Source organism: Streptomyces sp. NBC_00086 (assembly GCF_026343255.1).
Lineage (GTDB): Bacteria > Actinomycetota > Actinomycetes > Streptomycetales > Streptomycetaceae > Streptomyces.
In genome coordinates this window covers 7,947,699-7,973,744 of the sequence record NZ_JAPELZ010000001.1, presented here as the reverse complement: position 1 = coordinate 7,973,744, position 26,046 = coordinate 7,947,699, and the positions used below count along the sequence as shown (strand labels likewise).

Below are 26,046 nucleotides of genomic sequence, written 5' to 3'. Positions count from 1 at the left end.
AGGAAGGTATCGAGCCGATCAAAAGGAGCGTCGATCGACGTCATGGCCAAAGACACTCCCGTTCCGGCGTCCCCGACCAGCGCCGACGTGGCCCGCCTCGCCGGGGTGTCCCGCGCCACGGTCTCCTTCGTCCTCAACGACACCCAGGGCCACCGCGTCGGCGAAGCCGCCCGCGCGCGCGTCCTCGACGCCGCCCGGCAGCTCGGCTACGTACCGCACGCCGCGGCCCGGTCCCTGCGGGCCGGCCGCAGCAATCTCGTCCTGATGCCCTCGTCGATCTCCGCGGTCGGCCGCCTCGTCAGCGACTGGGTCGACGACCTGCACAGCGAGCTGGACCGGCACGGCTACACCGCGGTCCTGCACGCGGGTCGCTTCACCGACTCCCTGGACGCCGCCCGCGCCTGGGCCGAACTGCGCCCCGCGGCCGTCATCGCCCTCGACGGCGACCGCCTCACCGCGCAGGCCGCGGAGCTGCTGCGGCGCGCCGGGGTGCGGGGACTCCTCGCCTTCGCCTCCCGTCCCGTCCCGGGCGTGCACACCATCGGCTTCGACCACGCCCTGATCGGCGCCACCGCCGCCGAGCACCTGATCGCCCGCGGCCGGACCCGTATCGGCGTGGTCATGCCCCAGGAGCGCGGCCTCGGCCTGTTCGCCGCGCCGCGGCTCGCGGGCGCCGAATCGGTCGCCGCCCACCACATGGCCACGGTGACCCCGGTGGAGCTCTCGTACACCCGGGAGTCCGCGACCGCGCTGGCGAGGCGCTGGCGGAGCCTCGGGCTGGACTCCGTGTTCGCGTACAACGACGAGTACGCCGCCCTGCTCCTCCACGCGCTGCGGGCCGAGGGGATCTCCGTACCGCAGGACGTGGCGGTCGTGGGCTCCGACGACCTGGTCCTCTCCGCGCTCCAGGACCCCCCGCTGACCTCGATCCGCCTGGACCTGGCCTCGCCGGCCATGGTCGCCGACGCCGTGCACGAGCTCATCGAGACGGGCACCACGGCGCCCGTGCCCGAGATAGAGGCGGTCCTGATCCAGCGCGAGACCTCGTAGGCCTGGCGGGGCACGACCTGCGGCGTGCCGCGTTCCGTCACCCCCCACTCCGACCTGTCGGCCAGGCGGCGGTACCACCAGAACCGTGTCCGCCCCTGGCGCCGGTGCGCGAACGGGTCCGTGGAGAGTCCATGAATCCGGGACGGTGGGGTCGGCCCCCAGGTGCGGGAGAGCGGTTGTTCCGCGCGCAGTGCGCGTGGCCGTCCACGCGCCATGAGCCTTTCGGCACATGATCACACGAGCCATGGCGCCAGGCGTCCGTGTCCCGCTCCACCCGCTTGCGGCGTCCGTCGCGCCTACGGGCGGCCACCCGGAAGCGGCCCGGCACCGTGCCCGGCGCCCCGTGTCGGGGCGGCCGGTGCGGGGCCGGGCCGTTGACCTTTCCGGGGTTCAGGCGGTCAAGTGGCGGACGAGGAAGGCGACGCTGTCGGCGACGATGCGGTCTATGTCGGGCGAGCCCAGGAAGATGTGGTCGGCGCCTTCGACGGGAGTCAAGGTGACCTCGCCCCCGGCCTTCGCGAGAGCCGTGGCGAGCTCCTCGCTCTGGCTGTAGGGCACCAGTCCGTCCAGGGTTCCGTGGATCAGCAGGAACGGCGGCGGGTCCGAGCCCTCGACGGCGTACGTGACGGGGCTCGCGGCACGCGCCAGCTCGGGGCGTTCGGCGACGGACGCGCCGAGGAGGGCTTCGTACGGGTCGGGGAACTCGGCTCCGCCGGGCAGCGGCGGGAACGGCGGCATGGGGTGCTCGGCGAGGGTGACCAGGTCGGAGACCCCGTACCAGTCGACGACGGCCCGTACGGCGGTGTCGCCGGCGCCCACTCCGTGCGCGCCCTCCAGCTCGGCGGCGTCCGGGGTGTTCGCGCCGACGACCCCGGCCAGGGCCGCGAGGTGGCCGCCGGCGGACTCGCCCCAGACCCCGATGCGGTCCGGGTCGATGCCCAGGACGGAGGCGAACTGGCGGACGTAGCGGATCGCGGCCTTCACGTCGTGCAGCTGGGCCGGGAACGGGGCTTCCAGGCTGTGCCGGTAGTCGATCGAGACGAGGGCCAGCCCGGCCCCCAGTACCGACCCGTGCAGCAGCTCCACGGGCACGGTCGGCGGCGGGTAGCGCCGGTCGCCGTCCAGCCAGCCGCCGCCGTGGATCCACACCACCGCCGGGAAGGGGCCCTCGCCCGCGGGTACCCGGACGTCGAGCAGCCGCGGACGGTAGCCGGGCGAGGTCGCGTAGGTGATCCCCTCGAAGCGGCGGACCCCGTCCGCGTCCACGACGGCGGACTCGGGGGTCCGGTACGGCGGAGGCGGCCAGGTCATGTCCGCCGGATCGATCGCGGCGGGGAGCGATTGCGTCATTGCGGCCCTTCCAATCTGTTGGGCCCGGGGGCCCGAGGGGTTCAGGTGCGGGGTCCCGCCCCGGCCGCGCGAGCACCGAGTACTCGGCGCGGAGCACTGAGTACCGAGCGCCGAGGACTACGGACAAGGCTTCGTAACGTATGTCCGAAATGCTTGCGCGAGCCGGGGAGGAGGCCTAGCGTGTTACACGTGTAATCACGACTCTAGCGACGCGTTTCCGCAGACCACAAGAGCACGGGCAGTCCAAGTTCCTCGGCAGTTACACGAGCCACCGCGCGAATGTCGTCGCCTTCCCCTCCGGGAGCACGCCATGCCCACCTCCGCACCCCCCACCATCCAGCCGGTCGCCGACCAGGCCGCCGCGACCGCCCTGGCCTGCGCGACCGCCTCCCGGCCTCGCGGATTCGACCACTGGGCCGCGGAGCCCACCGCGGCGACCGTCCCCCTGATCCGCTCCCGCGTGCGCTCGGTGCTCGACGGCTGGGAGATCTCCGCGGAGATCGCGGACGTCCTGCTGCTGGCCGTGAGCGAGCTGGTCGGGAACGTCGTCCTGCACGCCGCCGACGCGGGCCGCCTGCGCGTCGGGATCTCCCTGCGAGGGGGATGGCTCCAGCTGGAGGTCGCCGACGGAGCCTCGTCCCTGCCGCGACTGCCGCACCCGCGGGGCGAGGTCGACCCGGACGCCGAGGACGGTCGCGGCCTGCTGATCGTGCACCTGATGGCCACCGAGGCGGGCGGTCAACTCAGCGTCCAGGCCGATGAGTTCGGCAAATCCGTACGGGTGCGCGTGCCGGCCGCCTGACACGAGTGCCGGTGCGGATCCGCGCGCACCGGGGGGCTCGGGGAAAGGGCCGAGACAGGTCCACCGAGGGGGTGACCCGCAGCCACTCGGGGGACGATCGCCTCACAAAAATATGGCGAGGAATTGACGGCCGCCAATTTATCGAGATACTTGCCCCATCTCCCCCGCTGCTCCCTGATTGAGGTGCCGCCCCATGGAGCTCTCCCCTTCGGCGCACGCCGATACCTTCTGCCGCGACCGGCTCCCGCCGTTCGACCTCTGGCCCGAACTCCACTTCGACCTCCAGGAGTTGGACTACCCGGACCGGCTCAACTGCGCCCACAGCCTCCTCGACGACGCCGTCGAGCGCTGGGGACCCGACCGCCCCTGTCTGCTGACCACCGAAGAGCGCTGGACGTACGGCGAGCTGCTGCTGCGCGCCAACCAGGTCGCCCAGGTGCTCACCGAGGACCTGGGCCTGCTCCCCGGGAACCGCGTGCTGCTGCGCGGCCCGAACAACCCCTGGCTCGTCGCCGCCTGGTTCGGCGTGCTCAAGGCGGGCGGAGTGGCCGTCACCACGGTGCCGCTGCTGCGCGCCGCCGAGCTCGCCGCACTGTGCGAGATCAGCCGCCCCTCCGTCGCCCTGTGCGACCACCGCTACATCGAGGAACTCCAGGCCGCGGCCGAAGCAGCCGCTGACGCCGCCCCCGAAGCCCACGCCGAAGCCGGCCCCGGCCGGGCCACCGCCCCGCGCGTGGTCGCGTACGGCGGCCCCGGCGAGGACGACCTCACCGTCCGCTGCGCGGCCAAGGCCGGGGTCTTCGCCTCCGTGGACACCGCCGCGGACGACGTGGCCCTGATCGCCTTCACCTCCGGCACCACCGGGCGCCCGAAGGCGACCCTGCACTTCCACCGGGACGTGCTCGCCAACGCCGACACCTTCTCCCGGCACGTCCTGCGGCCGCAGCCCGACGACGTGTTCACCGGCACCCCGCCGCTCGCGTTCACCTTCGGGCTCGGCGGGCTGGTGGTCTTCCCGCTGCGCGTCGGGGCCGCCACCCTGCTCGTGGAGACGGCGACGCCCGGGCAGCTGGCCGAGCTCGTGGCCGCGCACGGGGTGACCGTCCTGTTCACGGCGCCCACCGCCTACCGCGCGATCCTGGCCGCGGGCGCCGCCGACCGGCTGGCCGGGCTGCGCCGCTGCGTCTCGGCGGGCGAGCCCCTGCCCGCCGCCGTGTGGGAGGAGTTCCACGCCGCCACCGGGCTGCGCATCATCGACGGCATCGGCGCCACCGAGATGCTGCACGTGTTCATCTCCGCGGCCGACGGGGACATCCGTCCCGGCTCCACGGGCCGGCCCGTCCCTGGCTACCGGGCCGCAGTGGTGGACGCGGACGGGGTGCCCGTCCCCGACGGGCAGCCCGGCCTGCTCGCCGTCACCGGGCCCACCGGCTGCCGCTACCTGGACGACCCGCGCCAGACCACGTACGTCCGGGGCGGCTGGAACATCACGGGCGACACCTACGTCCGCGACGCCGAGGGCTACTTCTGGTACGTGGCCCGCAGCGACGACATGATCGTCTCCTCGGGCTACAACATCGCGGGGCCCGAGGTCGAGAAGGCGCTGGCCGACCATCCGTACGTGGCGGACTGCGGCGTCGTCGGGGTCCCCGACGAGCGGCGCGGGATGCTCGTCAAGGCGTACGTGGTGCTGCGCGCGGGCGTCCCGGCCGCCCCGGAGACCGTGCGCACGCTCCAGGAGCACGTCAAGGCGGCCATCGCCCCCTTCAAGTACCCGCGCGCGGTGGAGTTCGTCGCCGAGCTCCCCCGTACGGAGACCGGCAAGCTCCGGCGCGCCGAACTCCGCACCCGGGGAGGGGAACCGGCCGAAGCCGCCCCCAGCGCCCCGGCGGCGGACGACGGCGGCTGCGCCGCCGGGTGTCCCGAGGCGCAGGTGCCGGACCTGCCGAGCGTGGTCGTCGAGCGGCGGGTCGAGTGGACCGACACCGACGCGGCGGGCCACTACCACCACTCCACCGTGATCCGCTGGGTCGAGGCGGCCGAGGCCGTGCTGCTGCGCCGCCTGGGCCTGTCGCACCTCTTCGGCAGCACGCCCCGGGTCCACTTCGAGGCCGACTACCGGGCCCGGCTCTGGTTCGGCGAGGCCGTACGGACCGAACTGCGGGTCACCAAGGTCGGCACGAGCTCCCTCCACTACGCCTTCACCGTCCGCGGCGAGCCGGGCCCGGAGGGCCCCGAGGGCCCGGACGGTGCGGTGGCCGCCAGCGGCCGGATGGTCATCGCCCATTCCGCCGCCCGCGCGACCGGGACCACCCCGTGGCCCGCCGAGGTCCGCGAGGTCCTCACGAAGGCGGGCCGGCAGGCCCCCGAACTGATCGAGAACAACCGAGGAGGCGCCCCGTGCGCATAGCAGTCATCGGAGGCGGGCCGGGCGGCCTGTACTTCGCCGCCCTGGCCAAGCAGATCTCCCCGCACTGGGAGGTGACCGTCTGGGAGCGCAACGCTCCCGACGACACCTTCGGCTTCGGGGTGGTCTTCTCCGACGAGACCCTCGACGGCATCGCGCAGGCCGATCCCTTCGTGCACGCCGCGATGTCGGCGGAGTTCGCCCGCTGGAGCGACATCGACGTCCGCCACCGCGGCCGGACCCTCACCTCCGGCGGGCACGGTTTCGCCGCCCTGGGCCGCCGGAGGCTCCTGCAGATCCTCCAGGAGCGCTGCGCCGCCCTGGACATCGACGTCCGCTACCGCACGCAGTCCCCTCCGCCGGAGCAACTGGCCTCGGAATACGACCTGGTGGTCGCCTGCGACGGCGTGCGCTCGGCCACCCGGGCCGCCTACGCCGACACCTTCGGCACGGATCTCGACGAGCGCGCGGGCCGCTACATGTGGCTCGGCACGGACAAGGTCTTCGAGGCCTTCACCTTCATCGTCGAGGAGCGCGACTTCGGCACGCTCCAGGTGCACGCGTACCCGTACGACGACGCCCGTTCCACCTTCATCGTGGAGATGGACGAGGAGACGTGGCAGCGCGGCGGCTTCGCCGGTTCCGCCGGCCCGGACCTCGCGCCCGGCGCCAGTGACGAGGAGGGGATCCGCCGCTGCGAGGAGGTCCTCGCCGAGCACCTGGACGGCCACCGGCTCATTCCCAACAACTCCAAGTGGCTGCGCTTCACCACCGTGCGCAACCGCACCTGGCGCCACGGCAACACCGTGCTGCTCGGGGACGCGGCGCACACCGCCCACTTCTCCATCGGCTCGGGCACCAAGCTCGCCATGGAGGACGCCCTCGCGCTGGCCGCCTGCCTGCACGAGCACCCCGACGTGGAGAGCGCGCTGGCCGCCTACGAGGACGAGCGCAGGCCCGTCGTGGAGTCCACGCAGCGGGCGGCGCAGGCCAGCCTGGAGTGGTTCGAGAACATCGACCGGTACACCGGTCAGGACCCGCACCAGTTCGCCTTCAACCTGCTGACCCGCAGCCGCCGGGTCACCTACGACAACCTGCGGGTGCGCGACGAGGAGTTCACCACCGCCGTCAACGCCTCGGCGCCGGTCCCGCCCATGTTCCGGCCCTTCCGGCTCGGCGGCCTGCGCCTGCGCAACCGGATCGTCGTACCGCCCATGGCCCTGTCGACGGCCGTCGACGGAGTTCCCGGCGACTTCGACCTCGTCCACCTGGGCACCCAGTCCCTCGGCGGCGCGGCCCTGGTCATCGCCGGAATGACGGCGGTCAGCGCCGACGGCCGCACCGACGCGGGCTGCCCGGGGCTGTGGACCGACGAGCAGGAGGCCGCCTGGGGCCGGATCACCGCCTTCGCGCACGGCCAGTCCGACACCTGCCTCGGCATCCAGCTCACCCACGCCGGCCGCCGGGCCACCGGGGGCCGGCCCCTGGCCGCGTCCCCGCTGCCCTGGGAGGAGGGCGGCCAACTGCCCCGCGAGGCGAGCCGCACCGATATGGACCTGGTCGTACGGGACTTCGTGCGCGCGGCCGAGCGCGCCGACCGGGCCGGCTTCGACGTGCTGGAACTCCATTACGGGCACGGCCATTTGATGTCCGGGTTCCTCTCCCCGCTGACCAACCTGCGCACCGACGAGTACGGCGGGCCGGTCGCGAACCGGCTGCGCTTCCCGCTCGAAGTGCTGCGCGCCGTACGGACGGTGTGGCCGGCCGGGAAGGCCCTGCTGGTCCGCGTCTCGGCCGCCGACTGGGCCGCGGGCGGCCTCGACGAGGCCGACGCCGTGCACATCGCGCGCGCCCTGGCCGCGGCGGGCGCCGACGGGATCGACGTCTCGACCGGCGAGGTCGTCTCCCACGAGCGGCCGGCCTTCGGCCGCAGCTACCAGACCCCGTACGCCGACCTGATCCGCAACACCACCGGGGTGGCGACCATCGCCGTCGGCGCGATCTCCACCTACGACGACGTGAACTCGGTGATCCTGGCGGGCCGCGCCGACCTGTGCGCGGTGGGCCGCGCCCAGCTCCACGACCCGCTGTGGACCCTGCACGCGGCCGTGGCGCAGGGGTACCGCGGGCCGGCCGCGCCGTGGGCCCGGTCCTGGCGGGCCGGCAGCGCGCGGCCGCCGGCGGCGCGCACCGACCGGGTGCCGCCCCGCCTCGAACTGCTGCGGCGGCCCGCCGCACCGGTGCACCAGCGATGGCTGCCGCGCGTCGCCGCGCCGGCCCTCTGAACGGAACGGCCGAGATTCCCATGGAGACCCGTCCCCCGAACGACCTGCCCCGTTTCACCGCGGCCGCCGTCCAGGCCGCTCCCGTCTACCTCGATCCCGCCGCCACCGTCGACAAGGCCGTCGCCCTGATCGCGGAGGCCGCCGGGAAGGGCGCCGAACTCGTCGTCTTCCCCGAGGCGTTCGTCCCCGGCTACCCGTACTGGAACTGGACGATGAACCCGGTCCAGGGTTCGCCCTGGTTCGAGCGCCTGCAGCGCGCGTCCATCGACATCCCCGGCCCGCACGTGGACACCCTGCGCGCGGCGGCCCGCCAGTACGGGGTCGTGCTGGTCATCGGCGTCAACGAACGCGCCCCGCACAGCCTGGGCGTGCTCTACAACACGCTGCTGACCATCGGCCCCGACGGCGAACTGCTCGGCGTGCACCGCAAGCTGGTGCCCACCTGGGCCGAGAAGCTCACCTGGACCGGCGGCGACGGCAGTTCCCTGCGCGTCCACCAGACCCCCGTCGGCCCGGTCGGCGCCCTGGCCTGCGGGGAGAACACCAACACCCTGGCCCGTTTCACCCTCCTGGCCCAGGGCGAACTGGTGCACGCTGCCTGCTACATCGCCCTGCCCGTGGCACCCACCGACTACGACATGGCCGAGGCCATCGCCGTGCGGACCGCGGCCCACAGCTTCGAGGGCAAGGTCTTCTCCGTCGTGGCCTGTTCCACCGTCTCGCCCGAGATCGTCGACGCGGTCGCCGGTGAGGACGAGGAGGTACGGGCCCTGTTCGCCCGGCCGCGCAGCGCCCTGTCGGGCATCTTCGGCCCCGACGGCCGCCCGGTCACGGAGCCGCTCGTCGACGTCGAGGGCATCGTCTACGCCGAGATCGACCTGAACCGGTGCATCCAGCCCAAGCAGATGCACGACATCACCGGGCACTACAACCGCTTCGACGTCTTCCGCCTCGAAGTGGACAACCGGCCGCGCCGGCCGGTCAGTTTCACCGTCCCGCACACGGCCCTGCCGACCACCGCCACCCCCGAGGAGGACGCATGACCACCGACCAGGACGACACCGCGCTCGGCCGCGCCCGGGTCTCCGACACCCCCGAACTCACCGCCTACTACGGCGAGCTCGAAGCCCTGGAGGCGGGTGCGCTGTGGACGGTGGCCAACGACATCGAGCCCTGGTATCCGCAGCCCAAGTCCGTTCCGGCGCTGTGGCGTTACGAGGAACTGCGCCCCCTGGTCCACAAGGCGCTGGGCCTGGTCCGGGCCGACGACGCGGGCCGCCGCGTGGTGATGCTGGTCAACCCCGGCCGCAGGGACGTCAGTGCGGCCGCCGGCCTCCTCTACACCGGGCTGCAGATCATGGGTCCCGGTGAGGCGATGACCGCCCACCGGCACCAGGCGGCGGCGCTGCGCTTCGTGCACGAGGGCACCGGGGCGTGGACGATCGTGGACGGCCAGAAGCTGAAGGTCGGCCCGCGCGACTTCGCCATCACCCCGAACGGCACCTGGCACGAGCACGGCAACGACTCCTCCGACGCCCCGGTGATCTGGCAGGACGGCCTGGACATCCCGCTGGTCAACGCCTTGGACGCCGGGTTCTACGAGGTCCACCCCGAGCTGTACCAGCAGCCCGGGAAGGTGGTGAACTCCTCGGTCCTGACCTACGCCGCGAACCTGCTCCCGTACGGCTGCGAAAAGTGGACCCGCCCCTACTCCCCGCTGCTGGCCTACCCCTGGGAGCAGACCTACGAGGCCCTGCGCGGCCTGGCCTCGGCCACCGGGGGTTCCCCGTACGACGGGGTCATCGCGGAGTACACCAACCCGGTGACCGGCGGCTCGGTGATGCCCACCATGAGCGCCCACATGCAGCTGCTGCGCCCGGGCCAGGCCACCCTGGCCCACCGCCACACCGGGTCGGTGATCTACACGGCGGCGAAGGGGCGCGGTGTATCGGTGATCGCCGGGCAGCGCTTCGAGTGGAAGCAGGGCGACGTGTTCTGCGTCCCGTCCTGGGCCTGGCACGAGCACCACAACCTCGACCCGTCCGAGGACGCCTGCCTGTTCTCCTTCAACGACTTCCCCGTCATGCGGTCCCTCGGCTTCCACCGTGAAGAGGCGTACCCGGACAACGGCGGGCACCAGCCCGCCTCCTGAGCCGCGTCGCCGCACCGGACCGCCGGCCCTGACACCGGTCCCGGTGCGGCGGCGCACCCCGCGCCGCCTCCGTTCCGCCCTCTTCCCCTCCCTTCCGCCCTTCGCCTCTCCTCCAGGAGCCACCGATGCGACTGCTGACCTACACGACCGCGCCGATGACCGGCACCGCCGACCGCCTGGGCGCCCAGGTCGACGGCCTGGTGTACGACCTCGCGGCCCTCGCCCGGCACGCGGGCGTCGACCTGCCCGCCGACCTGCTCTCCTTCGTCCGGGCCGGCGCCCCCGCCCGGGAGGCGGCCGCCCGGCTGCTGGCCGGTGACCCCGCGGACCGGCCCGCCGGGGCCGTACACCGGCTGGAGGACGTCACCCTGCGCGCCCCGCTGCGCCCCGGCAAGATCATCGGGGTCGGGCTGAACTACGTGGAGCACGTGGAGGAGTCCAGCCGCAGCCTGGACACCGACAAGGACCTGCCCCCGCGTCCGGTGCTGTTCAGCAAGCCCGCCACCGCCGTCACCGGCCCCGGGGCCCCGATCCTGCACAACGCCGACCTCACCACGCAGCTCGACTGGGAGTGCGAGCTCGCCGTGGTCATCGGCCGGGCCGCCTTCCGGGTGACCGAGGAGGAGGCGTACGGCCACATCTTCGGCTTCAGCATCGTCAACGACATCAGCGCCCGCGACCAGCGCCGCTCGGGCCAGTGGTTCTTCTCCAAGGGCCAGGATTCCTACGCCCCCTTCGGCCCGGCCGTGGTCACCGCCGACGAGGTCCCGGACCCGATGAACCTCGACCTCGAACTGCGGGTGAACGGGGTCACCAAGCAGAAGTCCAACACCCGCCACATGCTGTTCCCCATCGCCCGGCTCATCGCCGACATCAGCTCGGGCGTGACCCTGGAGCCCGGCGACGTCATCGCGACCGGGTCCCCGTCCGGCGTCGGGGCGGGCATGGTCCCGCCCGAGTTCCTCGTGCCCGGCGACACCGTCGAGGCCACCGTCGAGATCATCGGCACCCTCGCCAACCCCGTCGTCGACGCCCGCTGACCCCTGCCGGACACCTGCCCCAACACCCCGTCCCGACCATCGAGGAGCCCCCGTGCCGCCCCGTACCTACCGCATCGGTCAGATCGTCCCGAGTTCCAACGTCACCATGGAAACCGAGGTGCCGGCGATCCTGCGCGCCCGCATGGAGGTCGCGCCCGACGACCGCTTCACCTTCCACTCCAGCCGGATGCGCATGACCCATGTGACGCCCGAGCAGCTCAAGGCCATGGACGCCGATTCCGACCGCTGCGCCGTGGAGCTCTCGGACGCGCGGGTCGACGTACTCGGCTACGCCTGCCTGGTCGCCATCATGAGCATGGGCCTCGGCTACCACCGCACCTCCGAGGACCGCCTGCACAGGCGCACCGTGGAGAACGGGGCCCCCGCCCCCGTGGTCACCAGCGCCGGCGCCCTGGTCCACGGGCTGCACACGATGGGCGCCAAGAAGGTGGCCCTGCTGGCCCCGTACATGCGCCCGCTCACGCAGACCGTCGTCGACTACCTCACCCACGAGGGCATCGAGGTCCTCGACTACCAGGCCCTGGAGATCCCGAACAACCTCGACGTGGCCGCCCACGACCCGGCCAGGCTGCCCGGTCTGGCCCGCGCCCTGGACTACGCCGACGCGGACGCGGTCGTCCTGTCGGCCTGCGTGCAGATGCCCTCGCTCGGCGCCATCGAGGAGGCGGAGCAGCTGCTCGGCAAGCCGGTCGTCTCCGCGGCCGTCTGCACCGCCCACCAGATGCTGCGCGCCCTCGACCTGCCGGCCGTCGCCCCCGGCGCCGGTCATCTGCTCTCCGGTGCCTACGCGGAGGCTCCCCTGCTCCCGGGGACGCCGGCCTCGGGGTGACCGGAGACGGCCCGGCCGCCGCCCCTCGATAGGATCACCACCCCACACCACGGGAAGGTGATCATGTCGGACAGCCCCCTCAGGCCCAGCTCGTTGATCAGTACGGTCTACGGGGCCTTCGTGCGCGGGAGCGGCGGCTGGATCTCCGTCGCCGACCTGATCACGCTCATGTCGGAACTCGGCGTCGAGAGCCAGGCCGTCCGCTCGGCCATCTCCCGGCTCAAGAAGAAGGGCGTTCTCGAACCGGAGCGCCGCGGGGCCACCGGGTACCGGCTGAGCCCGGCCGTCCATCCCGTCTTCGACGCCGGCGACCGGCGCATCTTCGCCAGCCTCGAACCGGCGGACCTGGGCGACGGCTGGGCCATGGCGGTCTTCTCCGTACCGGAGTCCGAGCGCGCCCACCGCTACCAGCTGCGCACCAGGCTGACCTGGCTCGGCTTCGGCAACATCGCCCCCGGCGTGTGGCTGGCGCCGGGCCGGCTCCTGGAGGACGCGCGCGACATGCTCGTCCGGCTCGGCCTCAGCGAGTACGTCCACCTGTTCGCCGCCGCCGACTACGCCGCGTTCAGCGACCTTCCGGAAGCGGTCAGCTCCTGGTGGGACTTCCCGGCGATCCAGGCCCAGTACGCCACGTTCACCGGCGCGTACGCACCGGTCGCCGCGAAGCTCGCCCTGCAGGAGGGCATCGACGCCGCCGAGGCCTTCCGCCACTACGTCCCGATGCTCACCGAGTGGCGCCGGCTGCCCTACCTCGACCCGGGCCTGCCCGCCGAGCTGCTCCCCCCCGACTGGAACGCCGTGGGGGCCCGGCAGGTCTTCCAGCAGCTGCACGAGGTCCTGGCGGGGCCCGGCCTGCGGCACGTACAGGACGTGACGGGCGCGTCCGGGGCGAGCGGGACCTGAGGGAGCGCTCCCTCAGGAGGATTCGCGGACCACGAGGGCGTTCGGCATGACCACCCGGTCCCTGGAGCCTCCCTCGATCAGGCCCAGGAGCAGCCGGACCGTGGCCGTGGCCTGGTCGGCCATGGGGCTGCGTACGGAGGTGAGGGCCGGGACGGTGTACGCGGCGGCCTCGATGTCGTCGAAGCCGACGACGGCCACGTCCTCGGGGACCCGCAGGCCCACCTGCCGCAGGGTGCGCAGGGCGCCGATCGCCATCAGGTCGTTGGCCGCGAACACCGCGTCCAGTTCCGGGTCGTCCTCCAGCAGCTGCCGCATGGCCTCGGCTCCGGAGGCCCGGGTGAAATCGCCCAGCGCCACGATGGACCGGCGGCCGGTGTCGCGCAGGGCGGCGCGGTAGCCGTCGAGGCGCTCGCGGGACTCGAAGAGGTCCAGCGGTCCGGTGATGGTGGCGATCCGGCGCCGACCCCGTGCCAGGAGGTGGCGTACGGCCAGCGCGGCGCCGGCCGCGTTGTCCAGCTCCACGTACGGCACCTCGGGGGCGCAGGTGCGGTTGAACGAGGCGACCGGCAGGCCCGTCCTGGCCAGGGCCGCGGGCAGCGGGTCCGTGCCGTGCAGGGCGACGAGCATGACGCCGTCCACGTGTCCGCCGGCCACGTACTCCTCGACCCGGGCCCGGCTCCGGTCGGATTCGGCGAGCATGAGCACGACCTGTTTTCCGGCGGCCTCCAGTTCCCTGCTGACGGCGCGGACCACGGTGGAGAAGAGGGGGTCGTCGGAGACCACGCCCTGGGGCGGGTCGGAGACGACCACGGCGACCGCCTGGGTCCGGCGGGTGACCAGGTTGCGGGCGGCGGCGTTGGGCACGTAGCCCAGTTCGCGCACGGCCCGCAGGACGACCTCGCGGATCTCGGGTGCGACCGTGGCCTCCCCGTTGACGACACGGGAGACGCTCGATCGGGACACGCCCGCGCGGGCGGCGACCACTTCCAGCGTGGGTCTTTTCATTCCGGCCCGTTCCGTTCGGCGGCGCCGCCGGGTCGGACGGACGGCTCGCGGGGGAGCGTTCTCCCGCGATGGTGGACCGGAGCCTGATCGACTGTCAACAGTCGCAGTTCCGCAGTGGGTTGCCCGTGCGTCCGGACCGGGTCGCGGCCCGCTCCGGATCCTGCCTGGTCAGCACGGCTCACCGCGGGTTGCGCGGGCATCGAGAGAACGCTCCATCAGGGGACGAACCGAAGTCGCCCATATGTCCACCGGATGACGGGACACCTTGACAGCCCTGGGGGGCCACCCCATCCTCACCCCTCAGGGAGCGCTCCCCAGCCCCCTCTCCGCCTCCCTCCACACTTCCCCTCCCCCCTCGTTTCCAGGAGCCGCCGTGCCTCCGTCGCTGCGCCGCCTCGGCTTACTCTTCGCCGTCGCCTTCACCCTCCTCACCCTCAGCACCCTCCCCGCCTCCCCCGCCCGCGCCGCCGAATCCCTGCTGTCGCAGGGCAGATCGGTGACCGTCTCCGGCAGCGAACCCGGCTACAGCCCCGCGAGCGCCGTCGACGGGAACGCCGGCACCCGCTGGTCCAGCGCCTTCTCCGACCCGCAGTGGATCCAGGTGGACCTGGGGTCCGCCGCCACGCTCAGCAGGGTCTCCCTCAACTGGGAGGCCGCGTACGCCAAGGCCTTCCAGATCCAGGTCTCGCACGACGCGGCGAACTGGACCACGGTCTACGGGACGACCGCCGGCGCCGGCGGCATCCAGAACCTGACCGTCTCCGGAACCGGCCGATACGTGCGGATGTACGGCACCCAGCGCGCCACCGGATACGGCTACTCCCTCTGGGAGTTCCAGGTCTACGGCGCCCCCGGCACCGGCGGCGGCGGCGACGCCCTCCTCTCGTACGGCAGGACGGGCGCGGCCTCCTCCTCGCAGGCCGACGGGAACTGCTGGGAGTGCGTCCCGGCCAGGGCCTTCGACCGCGATCCCGCCTCCCGTTGGGCGACCAGCCCCACCACGGGCTGGACCGATCCCGGCTGGATCTCCGTGGACCTCGGCGCACCCGCTCAGATCAGCAAGGTGGTCCTCCAGTGGGACCCGGCCTACGCGAAGTCCTTCCAGATCCAGGTCTCCCCGGACGGGAACGCCTGGACCTCGGTCTACTCCACGACGGCGGGCACGGGCTTCAAACAGACCCTGACCGTCTCGGGCTCCGGGCGGTACGTGCGGATGTACGGCACCGAGCGCGCGACCCCGTACGGCTACTCGCTGTGGGAGTTCCAGGTGTACGGCACCGGCGGCGCCCCGGTGACTCCCCCGCCGCTGCCCCCGGACCCCGCGAACCCGCCGAGGCTGGTGTGGAGCGACGAGTTCGACGGCCCCTCGGCCGGGAAGCCCGACCCGGCCAAGTGGCGGGCGGACCCGGGCACCGGACAGAACGGTGAGCTGGAGTACTACACCGACCACCAGAACGCCGCGACGGACGGCGCCGGCCACCTCGTCATGGAGGCCCGCAAGGAGGCCACGCCCGGCAAGGGCTGCCCGCCCGACCCGCTGACCGGCAGCACCACCTGCCAGTACACCTCGGCGCGGATGAACACCGGGGCCACGTTCCAGTTCACGTACGGGCGCGTCGAGGCCCGGATCAAGGTCCCCAAGGGCAACGGGCTGTGGCCCGCGTTCTGGATGATGGGCGGTGACTTCCTGACCGGGCGGCCGTGGCCGTACAACGGCGAGATCGACATCATGGAGGTCCTCGGCAAGGACGTGAAGACCTCGTACTCCACCGTCCACGCACCCGCCTACAACGGCGGCGGCGGGATCGGCGGCCCGTACAAGCTGCCGCAGGACGCGGACTTCTCCGACGACTACCACGTCTGGGCCGCCGACTGGACCAGCAAGGGCATCGTCTACAGCCTGGACGGGCGGACCGTCTTCACGCTCGACAAGGAGCAGGTGGAGCGCACCCGCGGGCCGTGGATCTTCGACCACCCCCACTACATGATCCTCAACCTCGCGGTGGGCGGTGACTGGCCCGGTCCGACGGACGCCACCACGCCGTTCCCGGCACGGATGCTCGTCGATTACGTGCGCGTCTACCAGTGACCCACCGGGGGCCGCCCGGTCCACCGCCCGGTGGCCCCCTTCCTCCGCTCCGCCCTCCCTCTCCCCCTCCCCCACCGGCAGGCAGGATTCGCCATGCGAAAACCCCGGTTCACGCTCCACGCCCTCCTCGCGGGCGCCCTGGCCACCGCCTTGGCCGCGAGCCTCGGAGCCACGGTGACCAGCACCCCCGCCCGGGCCGCCGACACCGTGCTCGTCCAGGCGGAGTCGTACGCGGCGCAGTCCGGCGTACAGCTCGAAACGACCGGCGACACGGGCGGCGGCCAGAACGCCGCGTACCTGGCGAGCAGTGACTGGATGCGCTTCGACAACGTCGACCTGGGCGCCTCCGGCCCCCTGACCGTCTCGGCCCGGGTGGCCTCCGCGGTCGGGGGCGCCGGCGCCGTCGAGCTGCGCACCGGGTCCGTGACGGGCCCGCTGCTCGCGCAGTTCGACATCACCGCCACCGGCGGCTGGCAGAGCTGGGCCACGCGGACCGCCGACGTGGCCGCCCATCCCGCGGGCCCCCAGTCGGTGTTCGCGGTCCTGCGCGGCAGCGGGGCCGGGGACTTCGTGAACATCAACTGGTTCTCGTTCGCCGCCGGTTCCTCGCAGGGCTGGGTGAAGGTGGACCAGGCGAAGTGGGACGCGCAGCTGGCCGGATTCCGGGCGATGACCCCGGCGCCCGTCCCCGCGAACGCCGTCCGGGTCCCGGAGTTCAACGCCACCTGCGTCTACAGCCATTCCAAGCCCGACGACCCGATCGTGGCCCCGGGCCTGCCGGGTGCGTCGCACATGCACAGCTTCTTCGGCAACCGCAGTACGGACGCCTTCAGCACGGCGGAGTCCCTGGCCGCGCACACCGCGACGAGCTGCGCCCCCGCCAAGGACCTCTCCAGCTACTGGATCCCGACCCTCTACGAGCGGGGGAAGGCCGTCGAGCCCGAGGGGATGATCGTCTACTACGGGTCCCGGCTGGCCGACCCCACGGCCACGGTGCCGTTCCCGCAGGGCTTCCGGATGATCGCGGGCAACGCCAGATCTCAGGTGCCCACTCCGGCCGGCTCGGTGAACCAGTTCTGGTGCGCGGGCGAGGGCGGCGAGATCGGCCGCAGCGCCGACGGCAACTGGCCGGTGTGCGCGCCGAACGCCAAGCTCGTGTACCAGCTCGTCTTCCCCGACTGCTGGGACGGCAAGCACCTCGACAGCCCCGACCACAAGTCGCACGTCTCCTTCACCACCGTCAACGGCAAGTGCGGGGGCGCCTATCCGGTGGCCATCCCCTCCGTCTCCTTCGTGATCGGCTACCCGACCGGCGGCAACCCGGACGGCCTCTCCCTGTCCTCGGGCATGGCCTCCTCCATCCACGGCGACTTCTTCAACGCCTGGGAGAACGCGGCCCTGGGGCAGCGCGTGAAGGACTGCGTCGTACAGAGCGCCAAGTGCAACTCCGCCGGTACGTTCTGAGCCGGCGGCCCGTACGGGTGCTGCTGCTCGCGGCGCTCCTGGTCACCGGCTGCAGCACGCAGCCGGTGGCCGGGACGCCGCGGGCCGCGGCCTTCAACGCCACCGATGTCGCCTGGATCCAGCTGATGATCCCGATGGACGAGCGGGCCCGGCTGCTGACGGATCTGGCGCCGGCGCGCACCGCGGACCCGGCGCTGGCGCGGTTCGCAGGGCGGGCGGCGGACCGGCAGGAGGCCGAACTGGCCGTGCTGCGCGGGCTCCTGGCCCGGTCCGGGGCGCCCGACACCCGCCCGCACGAGGGGCACGACATGCCGGGCATGGTGTCCGCCGACACCCTGCGCAGGGCCGGAGCCCTGTCGGGGGAGGAGTTCGACCGGCTCTTCGCCACCGCCTTGCGCGCCCACCTCGCGCAGTCCCTGCTGCTCTGCGCGGGTGAACGCGCCTCGGGCGGGGCCGGGGAGGCGCGGGAGCTCGCCGGTGAGCTGGAGAAGGCCGGCTCGGAACAGCTCGCCCTGCTCGACGCGGCACGCTCCGGTAAAAGTTGAGAATTGTTCACTTTCCATTGACAGGGCGGGTCCGGGGACCCGAAAGTGCCGTGAACGTCCCCGAGACCGAAGCGAGTCCGCATGACAGCGTCCGTACCGCCCACGCCTTCCGTGCCCCGTTTCCCGGCCGGCTTCCGCTGGGGGGTCTCCGCCTCCGCCTTCCAGATCGAGGGCTCGCCCACCGCCGACGGCCGGGGGCCCTCCTCCTGGGACGCCTTCACCCGGGAGCGGGGGCGCGTCAAGGACGGCTCGCACGCGGAGGTGGCCACCGACCACTACCGCCGCTACCGCGAGGACGTGGCGCTGATGGGTGGACTGGGCGTGGACGCCTACCGGTTCTCCGTCTCCTGGTCGCGGGTCCTGCCCGACGGGCACGGGGCCGTCAACCGGGCCGGGCTGGACTTCTACGACCGGCTGGTGGACGAGCTGTGCGCCGCGGGGATCGATCCGGTGCCCACCCTCTTCCACTGGGACACCCCGCTCGCCCTGGAGGAACGGGGCGGCTGGCTGGAGCGGGACACGGCCGAGCGTTTCGCGGCGTACGCCTCGGTGGTCGCGGAGCGGCTGGCGGACCGGGTGCCCATGTGGATCACCATCAACGAACCCGCCGAGGTGACCCTCCTCGGCTACGGCCTCGGCGAACACGCCCCCGGCAAGCAGCTCGTGTTCGACGCCCTGCCCGCGGCCCACCACCAGCTGCTGGCCCACGGTCTGGGCGTACAGGCCCTGCGCGCGGCGGGCGCCCGCAACATCGGGATAGCCGCCTCGCACAGCCCCGTATGGGCCGCCGGCGAGGGCGAAGAGGACCGGGCCGCCGCCGACTTGTACGACACCCTCACCAACCGCCTCTTCGCCGACCCGATCCTGACCGGCGCCTACCCGGACGGCCTGGAATCCCTGCTGCCCGGCCCGGTGGCCGAGGACCTCAAGGCGATCTCGGCACCGCTGGACTGGTACGGGGTCAACTACTACAACCCGATGCTCGTCGGCGCCCCCACCCCGGCCGCCGCCTCCGCCTTCGGCGGGATCGAGATCCCCTCCGGCCTCCCCTTCGCCATCCGGGAGATCGAGGGGTACGAACGCACCGACTTCGACTGGCCGGTGGTCCCGGACGGGCTGCGCGAGCTGCTCGCCACCCTGCGCGAGCGCTACGGCGACCGGCTGCCGCCGCTGTACATCACCGAGAACGGCTGCTCGTACGGGGACGGTCCGGATCCGGGCACGGGCCGGATCGAGGACGCGCGCCGGATCGCCTACCACGAGGGCCACGTGCGCGCCCTGCACGAGGCGATGGCCGAGGGGGCCGACGTCCGCGGCTACTTCATCTGGTCGATCCTCGACAACTTCGAGTGGGCGGAGGGCTACCGGCAGCGGTTCGGCCTCGTCCACGTCGACTACGAGACCCTCGCCCGGACCCCCAAGGAGTCGTACGCCTGGTACCGCGACCTGATCAAGAGCGGCAGGTGACCGCCGGGCCGAAGGCCGCGGCGGCCACGGAGGCCGCCACGCCGCCGGGCGGCCGGTGGGTGAGCGCGCTGTCCCTCGCCAACCTCGGGGTGTGGGTCGGCTGGTTCGGCCCGCTCCAGTTGCTGCTGGCACGCCAGGCCGAGTTCCTCACCCCGGAGAACAAGGCGTCCACCCTCGCCCTGGTGACGGGGCTGGGGGCGGCCGTCTCGATGGTCGCCAATCCCGTCTTCGGAGCGCTGTCCGACCGTACGACGGCGCGCGCGGGCCGCCGCATCCCCTGGGTGGTCGCCGGGGTGACGGGCGGGGCGGCGGGCCTGGTGGTGCTCGGGCTCGCGCAGAGCGTCGCCGTGGTGATCGCGGGCTGGTGCCTGGTGCAGCTCGCCCTCAACGCCGCCTTCGCCGCGCTCACCGCCGCCGTACCCGACCAGGTCCCGGTCCGCCGCCGCGGGCTGGTCGGCGGCTGGCTGGGCGTCTCCCAGGTCATCGGGATCCTGATCGGCACGGCGCTGGCCACCGTAGCGGGCGGGATCACCGCCGGATATCTGGCCTGCGCGGCCTTCTCGGTCCTCGCGGCCGTGCCGTACGTACTGATGCGGCGGGACTCGGTGCTCGCCCCCGCCGACCGGCCGGCCTTCCGGTGGCGCGGCTTCCTGACCGGCTTCTGGATCGACCCGCGGCGCCATCCCGATTTCGGCTGGGCCTGGCTGACCCGGTTCCTGATGAACCTCTCGTACTCCATCAGCACGATGTACCTGCTCTACTACCTGACCGACGCCGTGCGCTACCGGGGCGACGCGGACACCGGGGTCCTGATCCTCACGGCGCTCAACGCCCTCACCCTGCTCGCCACGGTGGTGATCAGCGGCATCCGGTCCGACCGCAGCGGCCGCCGCAAGTCCTACGTCATCCGGTCGGGGCTGGTCATCGCCGCGGCCACGCTGCTGCTCGCCGTCTGGCAGACCTGGACCGGCGCCATCGTGGCCTCGCTCGTCCTGGGCCTCGGCTACGGCGTGTACACGGCGGTGGACTTCGCCCTGCTCACGGACGTGCTGCCGACCGCCGAGGACCGGGGCAGGGACCTGGGCGTCATCAACATCGCCAACGCGCTGCCCCAGGTGCTGGCCCCGGTGATCGCGGCCCCGGTCGTCACCCACCTCGGCGGATACACGGCCCTGTACGCGCTGGCGGGCGCCCTCGCCCTGGCGGGATCGCTGCTGGTCAGGCGGATCCGCTCGGTTCCGTAGCGGGCCCTCCGGTGCCCGGATCGTGAGACCGGGCACATTTCTCACCCTTTTGGGTCGATTTGGACCAGACTTGTGTGGTTCGGATTCCGAAGCGACAGGGAGAGACATGCGACGCGCCCACGGCCGTACGGCCACCACGCGGATCGCCCTGATATCGGCCGGGACGGCCGCCGTGCTCGGCCTCGGCGGCCTGTCCGCCGGTACCGCGGCCGCCGCGGGTACGCCCGCCCCTGACCGCACCGCCGGGCCCACGGCCACGGCCGGCGCCACTACCCCTCCCCCTGCCCCTGCCACCGCCACCGCCGCCGCCCCGGCAGCCGTCGGGCAGCAGGTCCTCTCCACCTTCACCGTCGCCTATCCCGCCGCGCCCTACCGCACGCACAACATCGCGCGCGCCGTGGAGCTGATCAACGGGGCCGTCGTCGAGCAGGGCGACATCTGGAGCTTCAACCAGGCGGTGGGCGAGCGGACCGAGGAGAACGGCTTCGTCGACGGCATCATGATCAACGACGGCCGTTACGTGAAATCCCCCGGCGGCGGGGTCTCCGCGGTCGCGACGACCATGTACAACGCCATGTTCTTCGCGGGCCTGAAGCCGCTGGAGCACGGGGCCCACTCCTTCTACATCGAGCGGTACCCGGAAGGCCGCGAGGCCACCGTCGCCTGGGGCACCCTCGACCTGCGCTGGCAGAACGACTCGGGGCACCCCGTGACGGTCCGGGCCTCCTCCACCTCCACCTCGGTGACCATCACCCTGCTCGGAACGAAGCAGTACGACGAGATCCGCGCCACCAAGGGCCCGCGCACCCACATCACGCCGCCCGTGAAGCGCACCGTCACCGGCCCCACCTGCGAGCCGCAGACCCCACTGGAAGGCTTCGACGTCTCCGTGGACCGCGTCTTCGTCCGGGGCGGCCACGAGGTCGGCCGCGAGACGTTCCGTACGCACTACACCCCGCGCGACGAGATCGTCTGCGCCCCGGAGTCCCCGACGGCCACGCCCGGCGCGACTCCGTCGGGCCCTCCCGGCACTCCGTCGGGCTCCCCCGGAACCCCGGCGGCGCCGGCGGCGCCCAGCACGTCCCCCGCACCCAGCACGTCCGCCACGCCGAGCACGTCCCCCGAGGCCACCGCTCCGGGCACGTCCGCCGCACCCACGCCTTAGGGCGTGATCAGGATCTTTCCGCGCGCTTCACCCCGGTGGAGCCGGTCGATGGCCTCGGGGGCCTCGGCGAGCCGGCAGGTGAGGTGGACGGCCGGGGACAGGGTGCCGTCGTCGACGTGCTGCCCCAGGATCTTCAGATCCGCCTGACGCTCGGCGGAGACGAACCCCTTGAGGCCGTGGCGCACGAAGGGGTTCAGCAGCACGGCCCACAGGACCCGGCCCATGCCGCCCAGCCAGGGGCCGCCGCCCTCGCCGCCGACGATCACGAGCGTTCCGCGCGGGGTCAGGGCGCGCCGGAGGTGGGACAGGGCGCGGTTGCCCGCGATGTCCAGGATGAGGTCGTAGCGGCGCACACCGTCCGCGAACTCCTCGCGGGTGTAGTCGATGACCTCGTCCGCGCCGAGCCCGAGCACCAGCTCCGTCTTCGTGGTGCTGCACACTCCGGTCACATGCGCCCCGAAGGCCTTCGCCAGCTGGACCGCGAAGGTTCCGACCCCGCCCGCGGCTCCGATGACCAGGACCCGCTGCCCCGGCCGCACGCGCCCCGCGTCGCGCAGCGCCTGGAGGGCGGTGAGCCCGGAGATGGGGAGGGCCGCCGCCTCCTCCAGGGGCATCCCGGCGGGCTTGTGCGCCAGCTTGTCCTGCCGGGCCGTCGCGTACTGCGCGAAGGAGCCCTCGCAGATGCCGAAGACCTCGTCGCCCACCCCGAAGGCGCTCACCCCCTCGCCGACCGCTTCGACCCGCCCGGAGACCTCCCGGCCGCGTACGGGCACGCTGGGTGCGCGCAGCCCGTAGCCGAGGAGGCGCAGCAGGTAGGGCTTGCCGGTCATGAGGTGCCAGACCCCCGCGTCCAGGCCGGCGGCCCGGACGGCTATGAGCACTTCGCCCGTGCCCGGTCTCGGCGTTTCGACGTCCCTGAGCTCCAGTACTTCGCTGGAGCCGTACGTGTCCTGCACGATCGCCTTCACGGCGTCGTCCCTTCGTCGTCTGCGCTGCCTGCGTACTGGAATACCTGTTCGAGCGGTACCGCGAAGACACCGGCGATCCTGAAGGCCGTCTCCAGCGAGGGCGAGTAGCGGCCCTTCTCGATGGCGATGACGGTCTGGCGGGTCACGCCGATGCGCTCCGCCAGCTCCGCCTGCGTCATCTCACCGCGTTCGAAGCGCAGGATCCTGATCCGGTTCGTGATGCCGGTCGGCTTCACCACGACTGGAACCCCTCGCGGTAGGCCGCGAGCTTGACGGCCGAACCGAGCACCGCCGAGAGGACGAACCCGAGGTAGAGGGCGTTCGAGATCCAGAAGCGGTCCGCGCCGGCCATCGAGAGGATCAGCGCGGTCACGGCGCCGATGGCGAGGAAGGACTGCCCGGCGTGCTCGCCGAGGAGGCCGATCTCCTTGTCCCGCTGATCCTTGACGTCGGCCTCGCCCGGCTTGGCCACCGCCACGGCGATGTTGAGGAGGATCGCGGCGGCGATGGCGCCCCCGACCGTCCAGAGCAGCGGCATGACGTACGGGACCTCCGCGAGGGGGACCCCGTCGCCCGACCGGCCCAGCACGACGACCAGGTAGACCGCGTATCCGACGATCGCGACCACCCCCATGATCCATGCGCGCTTCTCTTCGAAGGCCACGACCGCACCCGCTCCCATGTAAAAGAACTTTGACATCACGAAGGTAAAAGAATCCATACCTCATGTCAATGATTCCTTACATCGACCCCACGGGGGCGGGGTCCGGCCCCCGTGTCACCCGGGCGCGCGGCCCCACTGGCACCACGGCCGCACCCCGGGCTTGCTGGACGCATGAGAGCAGAAGCACCGGGGACGCCCCCGGGACAGAGCCTGAGCACCCCCCGGGCGGCCGGGCTCGCGGGGATCCTCTTCGCCGTCCTCATGGCGGCGGCGATCGTGCTGGCCCGGATCGGCCTGCCCGAGGGGGGCGGCGCGGCCGAGATCGAGGTCACCTCGGGGCAGCGGGACGCGGTGACCACCGCGCTGGAGCTCGTCCCCTTCGCGGGCATCGCCTTCCTGTGGTTCATGGGCGCGCTGCGGGAGCACTCCGGCGAGGCCGAGGACCGGTTCGTGGCCACCGTCTTCCTGGGCAGCGGGCTGATCTTCGTCGCCAGCCTGTTCGGCGCCGCCGCGGCCGCCGGGACGGTGCTGGACGCCGATCAGCCCCAGGAGTTCGGCCGCCACTTCGCCTACACCCTGCTGACCACGTACGGGATGCGGATGGCCGCCGTGTTCGTGTTCGCGACCTCCACCATCGGCCGCCGGCTCGGGGCGTTCCCGCGCCCGCTGGCCCTGGTCGGGTACCTCGCCGGCCTGGTGCTGCTGGTGGCGGGCTCCTCCCTGCCCTGGTCCGAGCTGGTCTTCCCGGCCTGGGCCCTGGCCGTGAGCCTGTACATCCTGCGGTCGGGCCGGGGCCGCCCCGGCCCGGCCCCCCTTCCGGCCCCCTGACGGGCGCCACAACCTCACTCCAATGGCCGCCGCGGACGGGCCCCCCGGCGGCGCCGCGCGCACGCTGGTCCGGGAAGCACAGGGGGGCACCGAAAGGACCACACCTTGCTGAGGCTCGTCGTCGATCTCAACCGGTGCCAGGGATACGCGCAGTGCGCCTTCCTCGCCCCCGACGTCTTCGCGATGCACGGGGACGAGGGGCTCCTCTACGATCCCGAGGCCGAGGAGGCCCAGCGCGAGCGCGTGGCCCAGGCCGCCGCCGCCTGCCCCGTACAGGCCATCCTCGTGGACGATCTGGACCGGGCGGGCGACCACTCCGCACGCACCCCGGCAGCAGCGGCCTCCGGCACCGCAAGGGGGTCCTCCGATGGTTGACACCGCCCTGGACCAGCTCAGGCGCTCCGGCCGGATCGTGGTCGTCGGTGCTTCGCTGGCCGGCCTGCGCGCCGCCGAGGTCATGCGGCAGAAGGGCTTCGCCGGCTCGCTGACCCTGGTCGGCGACGAGCGCCACGAGCCGTACGACCGCCCGCCGCTGTCCAAGCAGGTGCTGCTGGGCAAGGCCGACGCCGACCACACCCTGCTCCCCCGGCGGCTCGACATCGACGCCGAATGGCGCCTCGGCGTCGCGGCCACCGGGCTCGACATGGCAGCCCGTACGGTCAAGCTCGCCGATGGCGAGGAGGTCCCGTACGACCGGCTCCTGATCGCCACCGGGGTCCGGGCCCGGCCCTGGCCGAACGAGGCCGAGGGCGAGCTCGACGGGGTCTTCACCCTGCGCACCCGTGAGGACGGGGCGGGCCTGGCCCGCGCCCTGGCGGCCGGACCGCGCCGGGTCCTGGTCATCGGCGCCGGATTCACCGGCTCGGAGATCGCCTCGGCGTGCCGGGAGCGCGGGCTGGACGTGACCGTCGCCGAACGCGGCGACGGCCCCCTGGTCGGCGCCCTGGGCGGGGTGATCGGGGCGGTCGCCGCCGAACTCCACCGGGAGAACGGCGTGGACCTGCGGACCGGAATCATGGTGACCGGGCTGGAGGGCGATTCCACCGGCCGGGTCAGGGCCGCACACCTCTCCGACGGCACCACCCTGGAATGCGACGTGGTGGTCGTCTCGCTCGGCGCGCAGCGCAACACCGAGTGGCTGACCGGCTCCGGACTCGGCGCGGGTCCGCGCGGCATCGCCTGCGACGCGGGCTGCCGGGCCTTCGACCTCCGCGGGATCGTCACCGACGACATCTACGTGGCGGGCGACGTGGCCCGCTCCCCGCACGCGCTCTTCGGCTACCAGTTCCTCTCCCTGGAGCACTGGGGCAACGCCGTGGCGCAGGCCGAGACCGCCGCCCACAACATGCTGAGCGAGAGCACCGACCGCCGGCCGCACCTGTGGGTACCGGCTTTCTGGTCCTCGCAGTTCGGCGTGAACATCAAGTCCGTGGGCGTGCCCTCCATGGGCAGCGAGATCATGTTCACCCAGGGGTCTCGGGCCGAGCGCCGGTTCACCGCGGTCTACGGCTACCAGGGCCGGGTGATCGGCGCGGTCACCTTCGACAACGGGCGCTGGCTGCAGTTCTACGAGAAGCAGATCGAGGCCTGCGCGCCCTTCCCGCCCCCGTTCACCACGGTGGACCGGCGCCCGGACGGGCAGCGGCCGATCCCGGCCGACTTCCCCGACCCCTCCGTGCCCACGCACGGCCCGACCATCACCCTCAGCGGGTACTCGCCGGCCGACCGCCGGATCGCCACCTTCACCCCCGCCGGGCACTGACCCGCA

Annotated in this window: 22 protein-coding genes and 2 pseudogenes; 19 read left to right on the top strand and 5 right to left on the bottom strand. The window is 72.8% G+C overall.

Features of this window, described 5'->3' with window-relative positions; translation table 11 throughout:
- Positions 1-42: 42 nt before the first annotated feature.
- The gene (locus OG276_RS36015) at positions 43-1,050 is read left to right on the top strand and encodes a LacI family DNA-binding transcriptional regulator (protein WP_266912043.1); all 1,008 of its coding nucleotides are present in this window, start codon (positions 43-45) and stop codon (positions 1,048-1,050) included.
- 390 nt (positions 1,051-1,440) lie between these two features.
- Here OG276_RS36015 and OG276_RS36010 read toward each other — a convergent pair whose 3' ends face one another.
- Positions 1,441-2,400, bottom strand: a complete 960-nt coding sequence (locus tag OG276_RS36010; protein ID WP_266912041.1) for an alpha/beta hydrolase — start codon at positions 2,398-2,400, stop codon at positions 1,441-1,443.
- 310 nt (positions 2,401-2,710) lie between these two features.
- Between OG276_RS36010 and OG276_RS36005 the strand changes: the two genes are divergently transcribed.
- From OG276_RS36005 to OG276_RS35965, 9 genes and pseudogenes are all read left to right on the top strand, one after another.
- Positions 2,711-3,202 carry an ATP-binding protein gene (locus OG276_RS36005; RefSeq protein WP_266912039.1) on the top strand — a complete coding sequence of 164 codons (492 nt, stop codon included), beginning with the start codon at positions 2,711-2,713 and terminating at the stop codon, positions 3,200-3,202.
- Positions 3,203-3,395: 193 nt separating this feature from the next.
- A pseudogene (locus OG276_RS36000) lies at positions 3,396-5,048 on the top strand (AMP-binding protein); the annotation flags it as partial.
- Between the two features lie 87 nt (positions 5,049-5,135).
- A complete protein-coding gene (locus tag OG276_RS35995) occupies positions 5,136-5,612 on the top strand; it encodes a thioesterase family protein (protein ID WP_266913406.1) in 477 nt (158 codons plus the stop codon).
- Positions 5,603-7,894: an FAD-dependent monooxygenase gene (locus tag OG276_RS35990; RefSeq protein WP_266912037.1), complete on the top strand. Its 2,292-nt coding sequence runs from the start codon at positions 5,603-5,605 to the stop codon at positions 7,892-7,894. Before OG276_RS35995 ends, OG276_RS35990 begins: the two co-directional genes overlap by 10 nt.
- Positions 7,895-7,914: 20 nt before the next feature.
- Entirely contained in the window at positions 7,915-8,937 is a 1,023-nt protein-coding gene (locus OG276_RS35985; RefSeq protein WP_266912035.1) for a carbon-nitrogen hydrolase family protein, read from the top strand.
- Entirely contained in the window at positions 8,934-10,046 is a 1,113-nt protein-coding gene (locus OG276_RS35980) for a cupin domain-containing protein (RefSeq protein ID WP_266912033.1), read from the top strand. The genes OG276_RS35985 and OG276_RS35980 overlap by 4 nt, the downstream gene beginning before the upstream one ends.
- A 125-nt stretch (positions 10,047-10,171) precedes the next feature.
- Positions 10,172-11,086, top strand: coding sequence for a fumarylacetoacetate hydrolase family protein (locus OG276_RS35975; RefSeq protein WP_266912031.1), 915 nt, complete (start codon positions 10,172-10,174; stop codon positions 11,084-11,086).
- Positions 11,087-11,192: 106 nt separating this feature from the next.
- Positions 11,193-11,936 carry an Asp/Glu racemase gene (locus tag OG276_RS35970; RefSeq protein ID WP_266913404.1) on the top strand — a complete coding sequence of 248 codons (744 nt, stop codon included), beginning with the start codon at positions 11,193-11,195 and terminating at the stop codon, positions 11,934-11,936.
- A gap of 63 nt (positions 11,937-11,999) precedes the next feature.
- Entirely contained in the window at positions 12,000-12,839 is an 840-nt protein-coding gene (locus OG276_RS35965) for a PaaX family transcriptional regulator C-terminal domain-containing protein (protein WP_266912029.1), read from the top strand.
- A gap of 12 nt (positions 12,840-12,851) precedes the next feature.
- On the opposite strand, the gene OG276_RS35960 is transcribed toward OG276_RS35965, so the two are convergent.
- Positions 12,852-13,844 (bottom strand): LacI family DNA-binding transcriptional regulator, encoded by a 993-nt coding sequence (locus tag OG276_RS35960; protein ID WP_266912027.1) that lies wholly within the window; start codon positions 13,842-13,844, stop codon positions 12,852-12,854.
- Between the two features lie 373 nt (positions 13,845-14,217).
- On the opposite strand from OG276_RS35960, the gene OG276_RS35955 reads away from it, so the two are divergent.
- From OG276_RS35955 to OG276_RS35930, 6 genes and pseudogenes are all read left to right on the top strand, one after another.
- On the top strand, positions 14,218-15,933 hold the full coding sequence (locus OG276_RS35955) for a discoidin domain-containing protein (RefSeq protein ID WP_266912025.1): 1,716 nt from the start codon (positions 14,218-14,220) through the stop codon (positions 15,931-15,933).
- Between the two features lie 93 nt (positions 15,934-16,026).
- Positions 16,027-17,397 carry a DUF1996 domain-containing protein gene (locus tag OG276_RS35950; RefSeq protein WP_266912023.1) on the top strand — a complete coding sequence of 457 codons (1,371 nt, stop codon included), beginning with the start codon at positions 16,027-16,029 and terminating at the stop codon, positions 17,395-17,397.
- Positions 17,373-17,942: a DUF305 domain-containing protein gene (locus tag OG276_RS35945; RefSeq protein ID WP_266912021.1), complete on the top strand. Its 570-nt coding sequence runs from the start codon at positions 17,373-17,375 to the stop codon at positions 17,940-17,942. Before OG276_RS35950 ends, OG276_RS35945 begins: the two co-directional genes overlap by 25 nt.
- A gap of 81 nt (positions 17,943-18,023) precedes the next feature.
- On the top strand, positions 18,024-19,409 hold the full coding sequence (locus OG276_RS35940) for a GH1 family beta-glucosidase (RefSeq protein WP_266912019.1): 1,386 nt from the start codon (positions 18,024-18,026) through the stop codon (positions 19,407-19,409).
- Complete coding sequence (locus tag OG276_RS35935; RefSeq protein WP_266912017.1) at positions 19,406-20,653, top strand: MFS transporter; 1,248 nt, start codon at positions 19,406-19,408, stop codon at positions 20,651-20,653. The genes OG276_RS35940 and OG276_RS35935 overlap by 4 nt, the downstream gene beginning before the upstream one ends.
- A 328-nt stretch (positions 20,654-20,981) precedes the next feature.
- Positions 20,982-21,629, top strand: a pseudogene (locus OG276_RS35930) (VanW family protein); the annotation flags it as partial.
- Between the two features lie 185 nt (positions 21,630-21,814).
- Here OG276_RS35930 and OG276_RS35925 read toward each other — a convergent pair.
- From OG276_RS35925 to OG276_RS35915, 3 genes are read right to left on the bottom strand one after another with little or no spacing between them, the layout of a single operon-like run.
- On the bottom strand, positions 21,815-22,786 hold the full coding sequence (locus tag OG276_RS35925; protein WP_266912015.1) for an NAD(P)-dependent alcohol dehydrogenase: 972 nt from the start codon (positions 22,784-22,786) through the stop codon (positions 21,815-21,817).
- Positions 22,783-23,025, bottom strand: a complete 243-nt coding sequence (locus OG276_RS35920; RefSeq protein ID WP_266912013.1) for a helix-turn-helix transcriptional regulator — start codon at positions 23,023-23,025, stop codon at positions 22,783-22,785. Before OG276_RS35920 ends, OG276_RS35925 begins: the two co-directional genes overlap by 4 nt.
- Positions 23,019-23,486, bottom strand: coding sequence for a hypothetical protein (locus OG276_RS35915; protein ID WP_266912011.1), 468 nt, complete (start codon positions 23,484-23,486; stop codon positions 23,019-23,021). Before OG276_RS35915 ends, OG276_RS35920 begins: the two co-directional genes overlap by 7 nt.
- A gap of 135 nt (positions 23,487-23,621) precedes the next feature.
- Here OG276_RS35915 and OG276_RS35910 point away from each other — a divergent pair, with 135 nt between their 5' ends.
- The 3 genes from OG276_RS35910 to OG276_RS35900 all read left to right on the top strand — a co-directional run bounded on the left by OG276_RS35910 (position 23,622) and on the right by OG276_RS35900 (position 26,040).
- Positions 23,622-24,278, top strand: a complete 657-nt coding sequence (locus OG276_RS35910) for a hypothetical protein (protein ID WP_266912009.1) — start codon at positions 23,622-23,624, stop codon at positions 24,276-24,278.
- Between the two features lie 108 nt (positions 24,279-24,386).
- Positions 24,387-24,653 (top strand): ferredoxin, encoded by a 267-nt coding sequence (locus OG276_RS35905; protein WP_266913402.1) that lies wholly within the window; start codon positions 24,387-24,389, stop codon positions 24,651-24,653.
- Complete coding sequence (locus OG276_RS35900) at positions 24,646-26,040, top strand: NAD(P)/FAD-dependent oxidoreductase (RefSeq protein WP_266912007.1); 1,395 nt, start codon at positions 24,646-24,648, stop codon at positions 26,038-26,040. Before OG276_RS35905 ends, OG276_RS35900 begins: the two co-directional genes overlap by 8 nt.
- Positions 26,041-26,046 lie beyond the last annotated feature (6 nt).

Bases quoted from the DNA above. Each gene is read 5' to 3' on its own strand.
- OG276_RS36015 (WP_266912043.1), top strand. From the start codon at position 43: ATGGCCAAAGACACTCCCGTTCCGGCGTCCCCGACCAGCGCCGACGTG.
- OG276_RS36010 (WP_266912041.1), bottom strand. From the start codon at position 2,400: ATGACGCAATCGCTCCCCGCCGCGATCGATCCGGCGGACATGACCTGG.
- OG276_RS36005 (WP_266912039.1), top strand. From the start codon at position 2,711: ATGCCCACCTCCGCACCCCCCACCATCCAGCCGGTCGCCGACCAGGCC.
- OG276_RS35985 (WP_266912035.1), top strand. From the start codon at position 7,915: ATGGAGACCCGTCCCCCGAACGACCTGCCCCGTTTCACCGCGGCCGCC.
- OG276_RS35980 (WP_266912033.1), top strand. From the start codon at position 8,934: ATGACCACCGACCAGGACGACACCGCGCTCGGCCGCGCCCGGGTCTCC.
- OG276_RS35975 (WP_266912031.1), top strand. From the start codon at position 10,172: ATGCGACTGCTGACCTACACGACCGCGCCGATGACCGGCACCGCCGAC.
- OG276_RS35970 (WP_266913404.1), top strand. From the start codon at position 11,193: ATGGAAACCGAGGTGCCGGCGATCCTGCGCGCCCGCATGGAGGTCGCG.
- OG276_RS35965 (WP_266912029.1), top strand. From the start codon at position 12,000: ATGTCGGACAGCCCCCTCAGGCCCAGCTCGTTGATCAGTACGGTCTAC.
- OG276_RS35960 (WP_266912027.1), bottom strand. From the start codon at position 13,844: ATGAAAAGACCCACGCTGGAAGTGGTCGCCGCCCGCGCGGGCGTGTCC.
- OG276_RS35950 (WP_266912023.1), top strand. From the start codon at position 16,027: ATGCGAAAACCCCGGTTCACGCTCCACGCCCTCCTCGCGGGCGCCCTG.
- OG276_RS35940 (WP_266912019.1), top strand. From the start codon at position 18,024: ATGACAGCGTCCGTACCGCCCACGCCTTCCGTGCCCCGTTTCCCGGCC.
- OG276_RS35915 (WP_266912011.1), bottom strand. From the start codon at position 23,486: ATGTCAAAGTTCTTTTACATGGGAGCGGGTGCGGTCGTGGCCTTCGAA.
- OG276_RS35910 (WP_266912009.1), top strand. From the start codon at position 23,622: ATGAGAGCAGAAGCACCGGGGACGCCCCCGGGACAGAGCCTGAGCACC.
- OG276_RS35900 (WP_266912007.1), top strand. From the start codon at position 24,646: ATGGTTGACACCGCCCTGGACCAGCTCAGGCGCTCCGGCCGGATCGTG.